At 69.0% G+C, this 16,234-nt stretch carries 16 protein-coding genes; 10 read left to right on the top strand and 6 right to left on the bottom strand.

What is annotated here, in order from left to right; translation table 11 throughout:
* Window positions 1-55 precede the first annotated feature (55 nt).
* From WFL22_RS08300 to WFL22_RS08325, 6 genes are all read left to right on the top strand, one after another.
* Complete coding sequence (locus tag WFL22_RS08300; protein ID WP_336992238.1) at window positions 56-1,276, top strand: CPBP family intramembrane glutamic endopeptidase; 1,221 nt, start codon at window positions 56-58, stop codon at window positions 1,274-1,276.
* Window positions 1,269-2,642 (top strand): hypothetical protein, encoded by a 1,374-nt coding sequence (locus WFL22_RS08305; protein ID WP_336992240.1) that lies wholly within the window; start codon window positions 1,269-1,271, stop codon window positions 2,640-2,642. Before WFL22_RS08300 ends, WFL22_RS08305 begins: the two co-directional genes overlap by 8 nt.
* Before the next feature lie 337 nt (window positions 2,643-2,979).
* A complete protein-coding gene (locus WFL22_RS08310) occupies window positions 2,980-3,471 on the top strand; it encodes a YtxH domain-containing protein (protein WP_336992242.1) in 492 nt (163 codons plus the stop codon).
* Window positions 3,468-3,932: a phage holin family protein gene (locus WFL22_RS08315; protein ID WP_336652343.1), complete on the top strand. Its 465-nt coding sequence runs from the start codon at window positions 3,468-3,470 to the stop codon at window positions 3,930-3,932. The genes WFL22_RS08310 and WFL22_RS08315 overlap by 4 nt, the downstream gene beginning before the upstream one ends.
* A complete protein-coding gene (locus tag WFL22_RS08320) occupies window positions 3,929-4,189 on the top strand; it encodes a DUF3618 domain-containing protein (RefSeq protein WP_336652342.1) in 261 nt (86 codons plus the stop codon). Before WFL22_RS08315 ends, WFL22_RS08320 begins: the two co-directional genes overlap by 4 nt.
* 183 nt (window positions 4,190-4,372) lie before the next feature.
* The gene (locus tag WFL22_RS08325; protein WP_336652341.1) at window positions 4,373-5,164 is read left to right on the top strand and encodes a uroporphyrinogen-III synthase; all 792 of its coding nucleotides are present in this window, start codon (window positions 4,373-4,375) and stop codon (window positions 5,162-5,164) included.
* Between the two features lie 303 nt (window positions 5,165-5,467).
* Here WFL22_RS08325 and WFL22_RS08330 read toward each other — a convergent pair whose 3' ends face one another.
* The 5 genes from WFL22_RS08330 to WFL22_RS08350 form a co-directional block, all read right to left on the bottom strand.
* Window positions 5,468-6,043 (bottom strand): nitroreductase family protein, encoded by a 576-nt coding sequence (locus WFL22_RS08330; protein WP_336652340.1) that lies wholly within the window; start codon window positions 6,041-6,043, stop codon window positions 5,468-5,470.
* A 108-nt stretch (window positions 6,044-6,151) separates the two neighbouring features.
* Window positions 6,152-7,072 carry an AEC family transporter gene (locus WFL22_RS08335; protein WP_336992245.1) on the bottom strand — a complete coding sequence of 307 codons (921 nt, stop codon included), beginning with the start codon at window positions 7,070-7,072 and terminating at the stop codon, window positions 6,152-6,154.
* Between the two features lie 7 nt (window positions 7,073-7,079).
* Window positions 7,080-8,981 carry a thiamine pyrophosphate-binding protein gene (locus WFL22_RS08340; protein ID WP_336992247.1) on the bottom strand — a complete coding sequence of 634 codons (1,902 nt, stop codon included), beginning with the start codon at window positions 8,979-8,981 and terminating at the stop codon, window positions 7,080-7,082.
* A complete protein-coding gene (locus WFL22_RS08345) occupies window positions 8,981-9,754 on the bottom strand; it encodes a cyclase family protein (RefSeq protein ID WP_024357060.1) in 774 nt (257 codons plus the stop codon). Before WFL22_RS08345 ends, WFL22_RS08340 begins: the two co-directional genes overlap by 1 nt.
* 50 nt (window positions 9,755-9,804) lie before the next feature.
* The gene (locus tag WFL22_RS08350; RefSeq protein ID WP_336992249.1) at window positions 9,805-10,758 is read right to left on the bottom strand and encodes a LysR family transcriptional regulator ArgP; all 954 of its coding nucleotides are present in this window, start codon (window positions 10,756-10,758) and stop codon (window positions 9,805-9,807) included.
* Window positions 10,759-10,952: 194 nt separating this feature from the next.
* Here WFL22_RS08350 and WFL22_RS08355 point away from each other — a divergent pair, with 194 nt between their 5' ends.
* Window positions 10,953-11,576 (top strand): LysE/ArgO family amino acid transporter, encoded by a 624-nt coding sequence (locus tag WFL22_RS08355; RefSeq protein WP_336992251.1) that lies wholly within the window; start codon window positions 10,953-10,955, stop codon window positions 11,574-11,576.
* Window positions 11,577-11,606: 30 nt separating this feature from the next.
* Here WFL22_RS08355 and WFL22_RS08360 read toward each other — a convergent pair whose 3' ends face one another.
* On the bottom strand, window positions 11,607-12,662 hold the full coding sequence (locus WFL22_RS08360) for a threonine aldolase family protein (protein WP_336992253.1): 1,056 nt from the start codon (window positions 12,660-12,662) through the stop codon (window positions 11,607-11,609).
* Window positions 12,663-12,884: 222 nt separating this feature from the next.
* Between WFL22_RS08360 and WFL22_RS08365 the strand changes: the two genes are divergently transcribed.
* The 3 genes from WFL22_RS08365 (at window position 12,885) to WFL22_RS08375 (ending at window position 16,228) form a co-directional block, all read left to right on the top strand.
* A complete protein-coding gene (locus tag WFL22_RS08365; RefSeq protein WP_336992255.1) occupies window positions 12,885-13,862 on the top strand; it encodes an ABC transporter ATP-binding protein in 978 nt (325 codons plus the stop codon).
* Window positions 13,859-14,776, top strand: coding sequence for an ABC transporter permease (locus WFL22_RS08370; protein ID WP_336992257.1), 918 nt, complete (start codon window positions 13,859-13,861; stop codon window positions 14,774-14,776). The genes WFL22_RS08365 and WFL22_RS08370 overlap by 4 nt, the downstream gene beginning before the upstream one ends.
* A 186-nt stretch (window positions 14,777-14,962) precedes the next feature.
* On the top strand, window positions 14,963-16,228 hold the full coding sequence (locus WFL22_RS08375) for a sensor histidine kinase (RefSeq protein ID WP_336992259.1): 1,266 nt from the start codon (window positions 14,963-14,965) through the stop codon (window positions 16,226-16,228).
* Window positions 16,229-16,234: the final 6 nt, after the last annotated feature.

Genomic DNA, 16,234 nt, shown 5'->3' on the forward strand with positions numbered 1-16,234 from the left:
GATCCTGCCCCATTCTGCGAACCGGGCGAGGTTCGGCGAGATGAAGGAGACACTCATGACGGCCCCAGAGCAACCCGTGCAGCCGCCGGCCGCGCCGCAGCAGTGGGCGTGGGCGGCTCCGGCGCCGACGATGCAGACTGTCGAGACCGAACCGCTCGAATATCACCGCTTGCTGCGTGGCACGGCGAATTACCGCTGGTGGAAGCCGCTGCTGCTGGTGCTGCTCGCGGGTGTCTATTTCGGGGTGTTCACGGTCATTCTGACTGTGGTGTTCATTCCGGTCATGATGGTTGGCGATCCGGGCTACTTGAACGATCTCGCTGCCGGCACCACTGAGGTGCTTGATACGCAGCGGCCGCTCTCAGTGCTGATGAGCATGCTCTCGATCATTGTCATGCTGCCCGCGGTGCTGTTGGCGATGTTGTCGATGGGGATGCGCCCTGTGGGGCGTATCTGGTCGGTGGCTGCCCGTATGCGGTGGGGGTTGTTGCTGCGTCTGCTGGGGGCTGCGGTGATTGCGATGATCGCGATGACGGTGGTGAGCATGGCGGCCGATCTCGGGCTGCAGGCGATAGTGGATCCGGCGGCGCTTTCCGCTCCTCCCGCGGAGGCGAGCCGCGACTTCGATGTGAGTGCGGCGCTGGTGTCGTTGCTGCTCGTGCTGGTGCTCGTGCCGATTCAGGCGGCGACGGAGGAGGTCGTGTTTCGCGGCCTGTTTATGCAGGTGCTCGGCTCGTGGCTGCGTAGTCCGTGGCTTGCGATCCTGGTTCCTTCCGTCGCGTTCGCAGCGGCGCATATCTACGATTTCTGGGGTCTTGCGGCCGTGGGCACGATGGGGCTGGTGGCTGCCTGGCTGACCTGGCGCACGGGTGGCCTGGAAGCGGCGATCGCGATTCACATCGTCAACAACCTTGTGGGCTTCGGGTTCATGGTGGCCGGTGTTGGTGGGCAGACCGCGCAGACGGCCGATGGGGGCAGCGCGGCAAGTCTCCTGGGCGAGATCGCGGGGCTGGCCGTGTTTGTCTGGCTGAGCCTCAAGGTGTTCCGCCGGGGCGGGCACGGTCGCGCCCGTATTGATCTGGTGCAGGTGCCGGTTGCGGCACCGGTTGCGGTGGCCCAGTCGGCTGTTGCGCCGACGGTGGCTGCGCCGACTGCATCCGAGCAGCCTGTCCCGCCGCAGCTCGGCACTGAGGTGCCGGCAGAGCCAGAGGCACCGGCGGTGCCGCCCGCACCTCCCCAGTCCAACCCTGATTCAGAGGAGCCCCAGCGTGGTTGACGTCTATGTGATCGGTGGCGGGCTGCCCGAGTTGGCTGCCGCGCTGGAACTTGCCGAGGTGGGGCTCTCTGTGCGCCTCACCGACTGGCAGCCAGAGAGCCCTGTCTCGGATGCCACGGTGGCCCCGGGCCGAACGGTTGCGCACCGCGAACCCCGGGGTGCCTTGCCTGATCCCGAGGGCGTGCTGCGCGAACTGCTGCAACACATCGCAGCCCCGATCGCGCAGGGCGGGCACGCGAATGCTGCGGTGCGCGCAGTGGCGGTTGCGCCCAAGCCGGTGCTGCTGCGCGGCGCGAAGGGTGGCTGGGTGCCGCAGCCCGTTCCCGCTGCGCTCGGCATTCCAGCGGTGCCGATTTCGTCGCAGGCGGTGGCCGTGATCGGCGGCGGTGCGGCGGCGCGCGCGTATCTTGATCGCGTGAAGCCGGTGCTGACGATCGGCAAGGTGCACTCGCTCGGCGAGCTGGTGCGCAGCCGAATGGGCCAGGCCGTGGTGACGAAGCTCGTCGACCCCTTTGTGCGTGAGCGCTTCGGGCTCACCCCTGATGATGTTGAGGTGGCCGCCGCGCTGCCGGGTCTCAACGAGGCCCTGACGCGCGCGGGTTCGCTTTCCGGCGGGGTGCTCGCCAACTCGGATCGCGATGTTGCACGTGAAACCGGAGTCGTGCCCGAAACCGGTTGGCCGGCCGCGTTCGAAGAGCTGCGGCATCGGCTTGAACTGTACGAGGCGCAGCATGCCTCAGCCCCCGTGTCGGCGTTCGTATCGGGCGCTGACGATACCTGGCGCATCGAAGAGGCCGATGGCACAGTTGTGGAGGCACGTGCGATTGTCACCGGCGTCGATGCGGTCTCGGCGCGGGGCGCCTTGCTGGCAGCGCATGAGCCACTGCGCGAACTGCTGCCGCGTCGCTGGCGGGTGCAAGCAGACGTTGCGGTCGCGGCTGCGCCCGCCGAAGTCGGCGAACATGCTGCGCTGACCGCAGTCGAACTCGCAGATGGCGAGCACTGGGCGATTCGCATCGAACGCGATGCTGAGGGTGCGCACCGCGCCAGGCTCTCGGGGCCCGTCTTCGAATCGGAGGCGGATCGCGATGCGTTGGCGAAGCTCGACCGCGTGGCGGCTGAGGTGCTTGCAGCGCTCGGGCTGACTCAGCAGGGTGCCGTCGAAGCGCAGCTGCGGCTCGCGCCCTACAGTTCCACCGAGTTGCGCGAAGCTGCCGAGGCGCGCCTCGCGTCGGCGCGCGAAACGGCTCCCACGCTGCTTCCCGTGGGTGAAGCGCTGCACGGCGGTTCGCTCGCCACGGCAGTGGCAGACGCGCGCACCCAGGCTGTGCTGCTGCGCCGCCGCCTCGCAGGCATCGCTGACTAACGCTCTGAGGTGCGGGGCGCTCGGGGCAGGGCACCGGCGGGTGGGTCAAGGTCAAGGTCAAGGTCTAGGTCTGGGTCCAGGGCTCAGGGGATGGGCCTGTGTGCGTGGCGTGCTGCCCGGGAGCGACGGGTGTGCGCGCCATGCTCGGGCCGATGGCTTGTGCCTCGGTGCGCCAAAGGTCTGCTCAGGTGGGCCGACTGATCGGCTTCTTGCAGAGTCCGCGAATCTTACAGAATTCGGGCGGCCGTGACCACCGGGATGCCTGAAGCGGCATGAACAACCTCGCGGGCGGTAGGCTAACCACAGGCAAGTGAATCGCCAACGGCGGGAGGCAGTGATGAAGGGCAAGATCGCATTCGTTCTCGGCGCGGCAGTCGGCTACGTGCTCGGCACCCGGGCAGGTCGCGAACGCTACGAGCAGATCAAGAACGGCGCCCAGAACCTCTGGCAGACGGCCCCGGTGCAGCGCGGTGTAGGCGTGGTGCGCGACGCCGCACAGACCCGCATCGACGAGCTCAAAGCCTCGGCCACGCGTGCCGGCAAGAACGCCGTCGCGGCCTTCTTCCGTGACGACGAGACCGCAGCGCGGCCCGCTTCGAGCACCGCGTCGGCCAAGCCGGTTGCCGATGCAGCATCGGGTGGGCAGAAGGATTCCGGCGGATCCGGCACCTCAAACGGCTCCGACGCCTCCAAGAAGAAAGCGTCCAGCGGCACCGCGAAGTCGAACAGCGCCGCAAAGTCGGCTGGCGCTGCGAAGTCGTCTCAGGCCTCCACGGGCTCGAAGAAGCGCAGCTCGGGGGCCGCAGCGAAGTCTGGCGGCGAGGCATGAACCGCAAGAAGGATCAGGCGGGCACCTTCGAGCTCCTGACCCGCCTGCCGCAGCAGATCGTTTCGCTCGCCAAGATCGAGTACGAGAACGCGAAGCGTGAAATCGTCTCGAAGGCCAAGAAGGCAGGCATCGGTGCCGGCGCGATCCTCATCGCCCTGTTCTTCGTGTTCTTCATGCTCGAAGCACTCGTGATCGCTGCCATCGCCGCGCTCGCCCTGGTCTGGCCCTGGTGGCTGGCAGCACTCGTCGTAGCGGCAGGGCTGCTCGTGCTCGCCGCACTCGCGATCCTCGCCGGCGTTGCGCTCATCAAGCGCGGCAACCCCGTTCCCGAGGAAACCCTTGAACGTGTGGGTGACGACATCTCAGCTATCAGCGAGGTGCGGATCAACGCTGACGCCTCAGCACCGCGGCACGCCGGCTCGCAGATGCCGCGCGTCGGCGAGGAAGGAAACTGGCGATGAACGCACACGAGAAGCAGCAGGGCGTCGCCCAGGCCGCGCAGGCGCGCGCCGAACTGTACGACACGCTCGCGCAGTTGAAGGTGCGCCTCAACTACGCCCAGCGCGTCGATGACGCAGTCGATGATGTGAAGCACCGCATCGCCGAGCAGAAGCGTCGCAACCCGCTCGCCTTCGCCGCGGGAGTTGCCGGTGCCGCGGCCATCGCCGGTATCGCCGTCTGGACCGTGACAAGCGCTGTGATCAGGCGCTTCGAGTAGCCGGAGCGGGGTGAACGCAGGTCACAGTTGAGTTGCGTTCCTTCAGCCGCAAGCCCTCGTTTTGCTTCCTGGCAATACGCAGAGTAAGAATAGGGTCAGACGGATTTCCGTCCTAGCCATACCTGAGGGTTCGTTCACGACTGATCGTATGGCTTTTCTGTTGGTGTCGAGTGAGTGGGGTGTATGTCGGGAGAGGCTAAACCGCTCAGCGGCCTGCGGGTGCTCGTGCCCAGGGGCGGCACCTGGGGGGACATCGTCTCCAAGGCGCTGCGAGAGCAAGGTGCCCACACGGTCATCGCGCCGCTCGTAGACTTCGCCCACACGCGCGAAGAAGAAAAGCTCGTCGAAGCGCTGAAGACCCTCGAAGAGGGCGGCTTCGACTGGATGACCGCCACCAGCTCTACGGTCGCCGACGTTCTGCAGCACCACAACGCCGTGATTCCGCCAGAGACGAAAGTCGCCGTGGTCGGCGAAGCCACCGCGGTCGCCTTCCGTGACGCCGGCTACCACATCACCCGCACCCCCGAGCGCGAGAACAGCACCCACGCCCTCCTCGAAGAGTGGCCCGAGATCGACACCGGCGAAGTGCTGCGCGTGCTCACTCTGCGATCAGACGTGGCGATCCCGGTGCTCACCCAGGGGCTCATCGAGCGCGGCCACCAGGTCACCCAGGTGCTCGCTTTCCGCACCGTCGGAGTGCCGGCCTCGGTGCACATCCGCGAAGACATCGAGTCGGGCCGCATCAACGCCGTGCTCGTCGCTTCGGCGAGGATCGCCGAAGAGGTCGCATCGCAGTTCCCCTCGTTCCCCGAATCCACAATCGTGCCCTGCGTCGGCGTCAACACGATCGAAGCGGCAGCAGCCGTGGGGCTTCCCTCGGAAGCCGACGATCCCTCGCACCCGCTCTACGCCACCAAGCGCGCCCTCATCGAGACCGTCGAATCGGTCATCGATCAGAGCGACATGCTCGACTAGATCGCTCAGGACCAGGCCCTGACCTGGCTTTGCCTTGCCTGGCTTTGGCTTGACCGGCATAGCCTTGCCTGGCTTGCCCTGGCCTCTGCCTCCCTTGGCACCTGACTTGCCTGTCTGACCTGCGTGGCCTACCTGCTGTGCCCCCTTGCCCCGCGCCCCACAACGCCGAGGGGCGGATTTCGCAGGTGATCCTTGAGATCAGCCTGCGAAATCCGCCTCTCGATGGACGCGCTGGGGGCGGCGTGGGGACTCGACCGGCCCACAGAGCAGGGGTGCGTCGGTCCCGGAAGCTCCGGCGGCGCGTTAGTCGCGCACGATGACGAGCTCTTCGAGCGGGAGCCGCGTGCGGGGCGCGGTCTCACGCTCGCGCAGCACCTCTGAAAGCTGCTCGGGGGTGCCGATCGCCCCGATCGCGGTGATCGAGACCGGCACCAGGCGCTCATCGAGGTCGAACGCCGCCTGCAGTGCCTCGCGGTCGAAGCCGCCCATCTGGTGCGTGTAGAACCCGTCGGCGTGCGCCTGCACGGTGAGGTGCGCGACCGCCTGGCCGAGGTCGTACTCGGCCCACGGGCGCGGATTGCCCTCGGCGTCGGCAACCTCGGCGATGTTCACGATGAGAGCGGCCGCCGATACGGCCCACTCGCGGTTGAAGCCGACGAGGGTCTGCTCGACGCGCGCGTAGCTCTCGCTGCCGCGGCGGGCCACGATGAAACGCCACGGCTGCGAGTTGTTGGCGCTGGGTGCCCAACGCGCCGCTTCGAAGACGCTGCGCAGAGCGCCCTCGGGGAAGGCGTGCTCGGCGTCGAACGCTCGCGGGCTCCACCGCTGCGCGAGGGCGTCGAGAACGGGGGCGGTGGTCTGGGCGATGCGCGAACTCACGTGAGTCTCCTTCGAGGTGATGCTGGCGGGCCCTCACTGGCGGGCCCGTGTTCCGCCTCTCTGCAACACGCGATCCGCCGCCGCTATTCCCTCGGGCCCGCGCCCCGCTCAAGAGCCGAGCAGCCAGGCGATCAACGCGATGACGGGCAGCGACGCGAACGTCGTGAGGAAGACCGTGTCCCGCGTCGCCGTCTCCGCGCGCCGATAGGTGGCGGCGTAGTTATACACGTTCTGCGCCGTGGGCAGCGCCGCGATGGTCGTCGCGACGAACACCTCATGAGCGCCCAGCCCGCACAGCACCGCGATCACCCAGGTGATGAGCGGCATGAGCAGCACCTTCAGACCGCTCGCCGCGAACACCGCCGCCCGCCCCGTGCCCCGCTGCAGCGCGCGCTGGCCCCGCAGCGAGATGCCGAAGCTCAGCAGCACCATCGGGATTGCCGCGGCACCGAGCATGTCGAGGGGTGCCATCACGATCTGAGGCACGGGCAGGCCGGTCAGCGCCACGACGAGGCCCGCAATCGACCCGACGATGATCGGATTCGAGAGCGCCCGCCCGAGCGCCACCAGGAAGCCGCGCTGGTTGCCGCGCACGCTTTCGAGGATCGCGAGCACCACCGGAGCGAAGAACAGCAGCTGCACCAGCATCAGCGGGGCCACGTAGGCGGCGTCGCCCAGGATGTAGACCGCGACCGGCAGACCGAGGTTGTTCGCGTTGACGTAGCTCGCGCACGTCGCGCCCAGCGTGGTGCTCGCGAGATCCCGTGTGAACCACAGCCGCGACGCGACGACGAACACGGCCGCGACGATCACGGCTCCCGCGCTTGTCACCAGGATGACAGGCGAGAGGATCACCGTGGGATCGCTGCGGCTCAGCACCGTGAACAGCAGAGCGGGGGTGGCGATGTAGAACGCCACGTTGTTGAGCACGCGCCGTTGATCGCCCTGCACCACCTTGAACAGCGCGGTGAGGTAGCCGGCACCGATCACGCCCAGGATCAGCGCGAAGCCTTGCAGCACCCCCAGCATTGGAGGTCTAGTGGCCTCGGAACGCTTCGGCCAGCCACCACGCGCCCCCGTCGGAGGCGATGCGGGCGTCGAGCACGAGCGGGCCCGACGGGCCGGAAGCGAGCCACTCCCGCACCGCCGCGAGGTCGTTGCGATCCCGTACCGTGATGCCCTGCGCGCCGAAACCGCGGGCGATGCTCGCGATATCGACGCGAGGGAACGTCACCGTGCCGAGGTCGGGGGTGACGAAGCCGGGGTCGTCGCTCACGCCGAAGTGATGGATCTCGGCGCCGTAGGCGTCGTCGTTGTAGACCACCACGAGCAGCGGCAGTCCGAGCCGCACCGCGGTTTCGAGTTCGGCGACGCCCATGAGGAAGCCGCCGTCGCCCGCGCCGAGCACCGGCAGCCGGTCCGGCCGTGCGAGCGCCGCGCCCACCGCCGTGGCGAGCCCCAGCCCGATCGATTGGAACGCCTGCGTGAAGCAGAAGCCGTGCTCGTCAGGCGCATCGAAATAGGCCGACGGGTACCCCATGAAGTTGCCGGAATCGACCGAGACGATGCGCTCAGTGGGAATCAGCGCGTTCAGCTCGCGGCTGAGCACGCGCGGATCGATGCGCGCCCCGGAGTCGCCGACCTCGCTGACCTCGCCGAGCTTGCCGACCTCGCCGGCGTTGTCGCCGACCTCGTCGGCACCGTCTCGCCCGGCTGCGCGTGCGGCCCGGCCCGGCCCGGCGAAATCAGGCGGGTCGAGGGGCACATCGGCCCAGCGGCCCTCGGCGGCGATGCGGGCCGCGATCTCGGGTGTGCGGTACCGCGGGGCGGCGTCGGCCCCGAAACGGGTGAGTTCGCCCAGCACAGCGACTGCAGTCGACGCGACGTCGCCGAGCACCCCGAGATCGATCGGGCGTTGCGCCCCGAGCGCGGACACTTCGAGGTCGATCTGCACGATGCGCGTGTTGGGGCCGATTAGGCGCCCGTGCCGCATGGTCCACATGTTGAGCGCGCACCCCGCGCCGATGATGAGGTCGGCCTCCGAGATCAGCTCGGCCGTGAGCGGAGACGAGAAGCCGCCCGAGATGCCCAGGTCGAAGGGATCGCCCGCGAAGAGCCCCTTCGCCACGGCGGAGGTGGCCAGCAGCGCCCCGGATGCCGAGGCGAGTGCCCGCAGCTCGGGGCCGGCGCCTCGTGCGCCCCGCCCGGCGACGATCACCGGGCGCTCGGCCGACGAGATCAGCTGGACGAGCGCCGACACCGCCTCCGAGTCAGCGCACGGCAGCACCGGGGCCGGGGGCGGCGCAAGCGTGTCGAGCGCCCGCAGTGCGTCGGCTGGCGCGGGCTGCGCCTGCACATCGAGCGGCAAATTGAGCACCACGGTGCGGCGTTCGTCGCGGGCGGTGCGGAAGGCCCGCACCACATCGGCGAGAGCGCTCGCGGCGGAGTGCACGCGGTGCGCCTCGGCCAGCACAGACCGAGCGAAGCCGGGCTGATCTATTGAGAAGTTCGACCCGACCGCCGCACCGGAGGCCTCCGCTGCGAGGACGATGACGGGCGTGCGGCTCTTCGCCGCCTCGCCGATCCCCGTCGCCGCGTTCGTGAGCCCGCAGCCCTGGTGCACCGACACGAGTGCCACCGTGCCCGACATGCGCGAGAACGCGTCGGCCATGGTGGCCGCCCCGCCCTCGTGCCGCGCTGCGGTGAAGGGCACTCCGGCCCCCCGCAGCGCGTTCGTCACGGCGAAGTTGCCGGATCCGACCACGCCAAAGCAGTGACCGGCCCCGAGACGCGCGAGTGCGTGCCCCACGAGCTCGGCCACAGTGGTGGGAGCGGGCGCGGGAGCGGTTTCGGGCGTCACGCTCGCCCCGGCCCCGGCCCCGGCCCCGGCGACGGCGGCTTCGGCCGGGGCTGCCTCGGCAGGGGCGACGTGTGGCATCAGGCCTCCACGAGGGCGTACACGCGGGCGGGGCTGCCCGTGCCGCCCACGATGGGCAGCGGTGCCACTACGATTGCAGCGCCCGTGGGCGGTAGCAGTGAGAGGTTTTGCAGTGAGGTGATGCCGTACTTGTCGGCACCGAGCAGGTGGTAGTGCACGGGGAATGGCGGATCCAGCTCGGCGCCTCGCCCCGCATCGATGCCGACAGTCTCGACGCCGACGCCCGAGATCTCGGCGCGACCGGCCAGCCAAGCCGCGCACTCGGCCGTGAACCCCGGCGTGTGGGAGCCGGTCTCGTCGGCGTTGAGGAAGGCCTCCTGCGAACCCGAGAAACGATCCCAACCTGTGCGCAGCAACAGCCAGGTGCCGTGCGCGAAAGCGCCGTGCTCGGCCTCCCATGCCTCGACGTGGTGCACGTCGAGCAGGAAGTCGTTGTCGGCCGCGGCCTCGGCCGAGAAATCGAGCACCGCGGCCGGGCCGAACAGGCGCGCGGGCGGGATCTCGGAGACATCATGGCCCTCACGGCCGCTGATCCAGTGGATCGGGGCGTCGATGTGCGTGCCGATGTGCTCGCCCGTGTGGATGTTCGCGTGCTTCCAGAACGGGCCCGGCTCGTTGTACTCGCTCACGGTTTCGAGCGAGAAATCGATGAGGTTGGCAAAGGGCTCGGGCAGTCGCAGTGTCGGGGTCGAAGCCTGCAGCTTGTTCGTGAGATCGACCACGCGCAGCGATCCCGAGCCGATGGCGCCGAGCAGTTCTGGGATGAGGGACATGGATCCTCCTCGTCGAGGTGCGAATATGCGGTGAGCAGTGCCGTTCCAGGCTATCGCGCACCACTGACATCGAGCGCGATCGCGGCTTCCTCCGCGATGACCTCCGAGAGCCTGTCGAGCACCGGGGAGCGCAGGTTCCAGCGCTGCCAGTACAGCGGCAGCTCGAACGCCGAACCCCGCACCAGCTCGACCATGCGACCGCTCGCGAGCGCCTCGGCGCACTGCCGGTGCGGCAGCATGCCCCAGCCCATGCCAAGCTCGACCGCAAGCGCGAACTCGGCCGACGACGGCACCAGGTGGCGGGGAGGTTCGATAGCTGCGTGAGGCCGGTCGCCGTGCCCGGAGCCCGCATCCACGGCACTGCGCACGGCACCGCCCATAACGCGCTCGATGAAGCGCCGCTGAAACATGTCGTGCCGATCGAACTCGATCATCGGCGCCACCGAGAGCGCCTCCGTCGAGACCCCCTCGGAGAAGTGCTCGGCCACGAACGACGGCGCGGCCACCGCGCGGTAGCGGTCCACACCGATGAGGGTCGAGGTGCATCCCGGCACCGCCTCCGCCGTGGCGGTGAGCGCCGCCATCACTTCGCCGCTGCGCAGTCGTTCCGTCGACACCGTCTCATCCGAGCGCACCACCTCGAAGCGGGCGCCCGTCTCCCGCGCCGCCCGCGCCAGCGCCGGCACGAACCAGGTTGCCAGCGAATCGGCGTTCACCACCACCGGGATCAGCGTGCCACCCGACGGCCCCTGCCCCAGCTCCTCGGCCACGTCGTCGAGCACGCGCTCGACCTGCCGGGCGGCCCGCAGCACCGCGGACCCCGCCGTTGTCGTCTCGACGGGGCGCGTGCGGCGCAGCAGCACCGACCCTACCCGCTGCTCCATCGAGCGCACGCGCTGGCTCACGGCCGAGGGTGTGATGTGCAGGCGCCGCGCCGCGCCCTCGAAGCTGCCCTCGTCAATGATGGCGGCGAAGGTGGCGAGGTGCTCGACTGGCAGGTCCACGATGTCTCTTCTCGTTCGAATAGTGGTTGCGGGTTCGCTGCCGCCGATCCGCCGCTCATCCGCCGCTGACCGGCCGCTGTCGCTTCTGCGCGCGCCGAGGCCCCACGTTACCTGAAGCTCAGCTTATGCTGCATCACGATCCGTAGCACTGCTGAAGTAGCGAAGCTGAGCTGCCCGCCCGTAACGTCGACTGCGTGATCCTTCCCCTCCTCATCGGCGCCGGCAGCGGCCTCTCCCTCATCGTCGCCATCGGCGCCCAGAACGCGTTCGTGCTGCGCCAGGGAATCCGCCGCGAACACGTGCTGCCGGTGGTGCTCATCTGCGGTCTCACCGACGCACTGCTCGAACTGCTCGGCGTCGCAGGCATCGGCCTCGTGGTTGAACGTGCTCCGATCCTGCTCGAAATCGTGCGCTGGGGCGGCGTCGCCTTCCTGCTCTGGTATGCCTGGTCGGCCGCGCGCCGCGCCATGCGACCCGAAGCGCTCGTGGCGGGCGAAGGCCCGGAGGGCTCAGGCAGCAGCCTCAAACGCACCATCCTCGCCTGTCTCGCCATCACCTATCTCAACCCCCACGTCTACCTCGACACGATGGTGCTGATGGGGTCGATCGGCAACGCGCAGGGCGACCCAGCACGGTGGTGGTTCGTGGCGGGCGGCGCGCTCGCAAGCATCGCCTGGTTCTTCCTGCTCGGCTATGGCGCGCGAGCGCTGACACGCTTCTTCGCCACACCGCGCTCCTGGCAGATCCTCGACTGGGTCGTCGCAGTGGTCATGCTCGTGATCGCCGCCAGGCTCGTATTCGGCGGCCTCGGCGTGTAGCGCGAAGCGCGATCCGCGATTCGGATCCGCTCAGCCCTCGGCGAGCGCAGCCAGCAACGCGTCGACATCCTCAGGCCGCGTGTCAAAGGCGCACATCAGGCGGTACAGCCCCGGCTCTGTCGGCCACGCACCGAATGCGAACTGCGAACGCACCCGCGCTGCCACCTCGGCGGGCAGCGTCGCGAACACCGCGTTTACCTCCACAGGCTGCGCGATCCGCACCCCCGACAGCGCACCGGAAGCCGCAAGCGCCTCAAGACCCGCTGCGAGTCGCGCCGCCATCGCGTTCGCGTGGCTCGCCGAGCGCAGCCACAGATCACCCTCATACAGCGCGAGCAACTGCGCCGACGCGAAACGCATCTTCGAGGTGAGCTGCAGGTTCATCTTGCGCAGGTAGGGCAGGCCAGGGGCGGATCCGGGTTGCAGCACCACCACAGCCTCCGCGCCGAGGAGCCCGTTCTTCGTGCCACCCAGGCTCAGCAGATCGACGCCGACATCGCTCGTCAGCTCCCGCAGCGAAACCCCCAGCGCCGCCGCCGCATTGCCCAGCCGCGAGCCGTCGAGGTGCAGCACCATGCCGTGCTCGTGCGCCTGGTCGGCGAGCGCTCGGATCTCGTCGGGGGTGTAGCAGGTGCCCAGTTCGGTCGACTGCGTGATCGACACGGCGAGCGGCTCGGCTCGGTGCTCGTTGCCCCATCCCCACGCCTCGCGCGCCACCAGCTCGGGGGTGAGCTTGCCGCCCGGCGCCTCGACCGGCAGCAGCTTCAGCCCGCCAGTCTTCTCCGGCGCGCCCGTCTCATCGGTGTGGATGTGCGCGGTGTGCGCGCAGATCACAGCACCCCAGCGGGGCAGCGCCGCCTGCAACGCGAGCACGTTCGCGCCCGTGCCATTGACCACCGGAAACGCCTCAGCGTCGGCACCGAAGAGGGTTCTGGCGAGCTGCTCGAAGCGCTCCGTCCACGCATCACCGCCGTACGCGGGCGCGTGGCCGACATTGGCCGCCGCAATCGCATCGAGCACCTCTGGGTGGATGCCCGCCCAGTTGTCGGAGGCGAAGGAGACGAGGGAGGCGCTGATGTCGTTCACCGCTTCAGCTTATGCCCGGGGCGGAGGCGTCCCATCGAGCCGGCCCACTTGTATCGAGCCGGCCTGCAATTCGCGTGCATTCTGGGCCGACTCGATACGAATAGGCCGACTCAGCGGGGTTGCGCCCGGAGCAGGCATCCACCGATCGGTGGATGCGGGGCGACGTGAAGATCCCTCTACTGGGCGCTATCGATGTGCGCAACGGCAGGCCAGAGTGGAAGCATGAACACTCACCCCAGCGCGCACGGCGCAGCCGCGATCCGCGTCAGAGGCCTGACCAAGAACTACCGCGAGCGGAGCGTGCTCGCCGGCATCGACCTCGATATCGCCCCGGGCGAGACCTACGCGCTGCTCGGCCCGAATGGGGCAGGCAAGAGCACCACCATCGAGATCCTCGAAGGTATCCGACGCCCCGACAGCGGCGAGGTGCGCGTGCTCGGCGAGGAGCCGCTGGGGGTGCCCCGCTCGTGGCGGTCGCGGATCGGCATCGTTGCCCAGAGCACCGGCGATCTCGGCCCCTACACGCCGCGCGAGCTCATCGCCCACTTCGGAGCGCTCTACCCTCGGCGACGCAGCACCGATGAGGTGCTCGAGCTCGTGGGGCTCACCGAGCACGCGAGCAGGCGGGCGAACAAGCTCTCTGGCGGTCAGCAGCGCCGCCTCGACGTGGCGCTCGGTATTGTCGGCAGGCCCGAAATGCTGTTCCTCGACGAGCCCACCACAGGCTTCGACCCTGAGGCGCGCCGGCAATTCTGGAACATGATCTCGGGGCTCAGTGACGAGGGCACCGCGATCCTGCTCACCACCCACTACCTCGACGAAGCAGCGCATCTTGCCCACCGGGTGGGTGTGCTCTCAGGGGGGCGGATCGTGGCGGAAGCCCCGCCCGCAGAACTCGGCGGGCCGCAGGCGCGAGTGCCCGTGGTGAGCTGGCGCGACGCGGCAGGGGTGCGACACGAGCAGCGCACGGAAACGCCGGGCCTGTTCGTGGCGAGCCTGTGCGAGAGCGCTGGGGCGGGCCTTCGCGATGGGGGCGGATCTGACAGCGCCGGCGGGGCGGCCGGATTCGCCGGTCTCGAGCCCGTCGAGCTTGAGGTGCGCAGGCCCTCGCTCGAGCAGATCTACCTCGACCTCATCGGAGGGTCAGATACCCAGGAGCGGCAGGACGCCGCGCAGACGCCGAACGGAGCAGCACGATGACCGCAGCACGAAACCAGGCGCCGGCAGTGGATGGACCCGGTGAGATGCGGGCAGGGGCCCGTGCCGGCGGTGCGACGGCGCTGCCCGATCCGCCATCCCCTCAGTATCGCAGCGCGGGCGCACCGTCGATTCTGCGTGCCGGGCTCGCCTCGATCGGCTTAGAGCTGCGCGCCTACTTCCGCACACCCGACACGGTGTTCTTCACCTTCCTGTTCCCCGTCTTGATGCTTGGCATCTTCGGCGTCGCTTTCGAATCTGCGGGGGAGATCGCGCCCGGCGTCACCATGGCCGACTACTACCTGCCCGGCATGATCGCCGCAGGTTTGCTGCTCACCGGCGTACAGAACCTCGCCGTCGACATCGCGCGAGAAAAAGGGGAGGGGTGGCTGCGGCGGCTGGGCGGCACGCCGGTCTCCCCGGTGTCGTACTTCATCGGCAAGGCCGGCATGATTTTGGTTACCTCCATCGCGCAACTCGGGCTGCTGCTCGCCTTCGCCGTGCTGGTGCTGGGTGTGGAGCTGCCCACGGAGCCGGAGCTGTGGGGGCGTTTCGCCTGGCTGTTCCTGCTCGGGATCGTGACGATGACACTACTCGGCATCGCGCTCTCGGCGGTGCCGCGATCCTCGCGCAGCGCAACCGCGGTGGTGCTGCCGATCGTGCTGCTGCTGCAGTTCATCTCGGGCGTCTACCTGCAGTTCTCGATGCTGCCGGAGTGGCTGCAGAATATCGCCTCCGCGTTCCCGTTGAAGTGGCTGGCGCAGGGGATGCGATCGGTGCTTCTGCCCGAGAGTTTCGCCGCAGCCGAGCCTTCGGGGGCGTGGGATCTGGGCCTCGTCGCGCTCAACCTGGCGGTGTGGCTGGTTGTGGGTCTGGTGCTCAGCCTCATGACGTTCAGGTGGCAGCGCCGCTCGTGAGCTGGTGCGGCCCGGGCTGCTCGGGCTGCTCGGGATCGCCGGGGTTCTGCCTAGGTTGCATCGAGGTCACCCGTGTGGCCCTTTGCAGGCACGCGAAACGACCACATGGGTGACTTCGATGATCAATGACGGATCGCGTGAGGTCTGCGCGCCGTCAATGTCAGAGGCCCGTGAGAGAGTGAAACCATGAACGCACAGCACCACACCCCCGAGAACGAGCGGCCTCGCCGCCCGGTGCTGCGGTGGTGGGATCTCGGCGTTGCGGCCACCCTCGTGGTGCTGGCCGCGATCGGCGGGATCGAGCTGGCCTCCGAAGCGCCGTTCACGCCGCCCGAGATGGCCGTGGAGTTCGGAGTGCTCGCACTGGTGGGGGCCTGGTACGTGGCCCTGGGGCGCCCGGCCCTGCGCCGTGCCGCAAGCGGTGAGGGGGCTCAACGGGTCGACTTCATCTTCCTGGGGGTGCTGGTGCTGCTTTGCGGCCTGGCCGCATTCGTCATGCCGAGCTATGCCACGCTGCAGACGATCGGTTACCCCATGATCTGGACGATCGTGGCGCGCTACCGCGACGCGATCATCTTGAGCGCAGCTTTTGCGCTCTCCGTGGGGGCCGGCTTCTTCGCGGGGCTTGCTCCTTCCGGCCTTGCTGACGCGCTGAGCGGAACCGCAGTGCTCGTGGTGCTTTCCTTCGCCTTCGCAGTGGCCATGGGCACCTGGATCACCCGCATCTTCGAGCAGGGCGAGCAGTACCGGCAGGTGGCAGAGCGCCTGCGCGCCTCGCAGGCGGAGGTGGCGCTGCTCTCAGAGCAGGCCGGGGCCGGGCGCGAGCGAGAGCGTCTGTCGCAGGAACTGCACGACACCCTCACGCAGACCCTCGCAGGCCTCGTGATGCTCAGTGAGCAGGCGGATCGCGCGCTCGCCGCCGGCGACACGGAGCGGGCGCGGGATCGCGTCGCGCGCGTCGAGTCGGCGGCTCGAGAAGCGGTTGCCGAGGCGCGCGCTTTGGTAGCGACCACGCACCCGCTGGGCGACGGAGGGCTCGAAGCGGCGATCGATCGGGTCGTGGCACGCTTGCGAGCCGACGCCGGGCTCGATGTGAGCTGCGAGCTCGAGACGGTGCCACTCGACCGTGAGCGGCAGGTGGTGCTGTTGCGCGCGGTGCAAGAAGGGCTTGCGAATGCGCGCCGGCACGCCGGCGCCTCGCGGGTGCATGTGCGCCTCGTCGCGCGTCCAGAGGGTGGCGCGTTGCTGCACATCGACGACGACGGGGTCGGGCTGCCTGGTGGCGGTGCCGCGGAGGCAGGCGACGGGGGCGGGGGATTCGGGCTGAGCGGCCTGGCAGCCCGAGCGCGAAGCGTCGGCGGGTCTGTGGTGTTCGAGGCATCGCCGCTCGGCGGAGCCCGCCTCGAAGTGATGCTCGACGAAGCGCGAGAGGCGAATGGGGTGGGCGCATGATCCGGG

Origin of the sequence: Leucobacter sp. VD1, from assembly GCF_037150695.1 — a bacterium.
Lineage (GTDB): Bacteria > Actinomycetota > Actinomycetes > Actinomycetales > Microbacteriaceae > Leucobacter.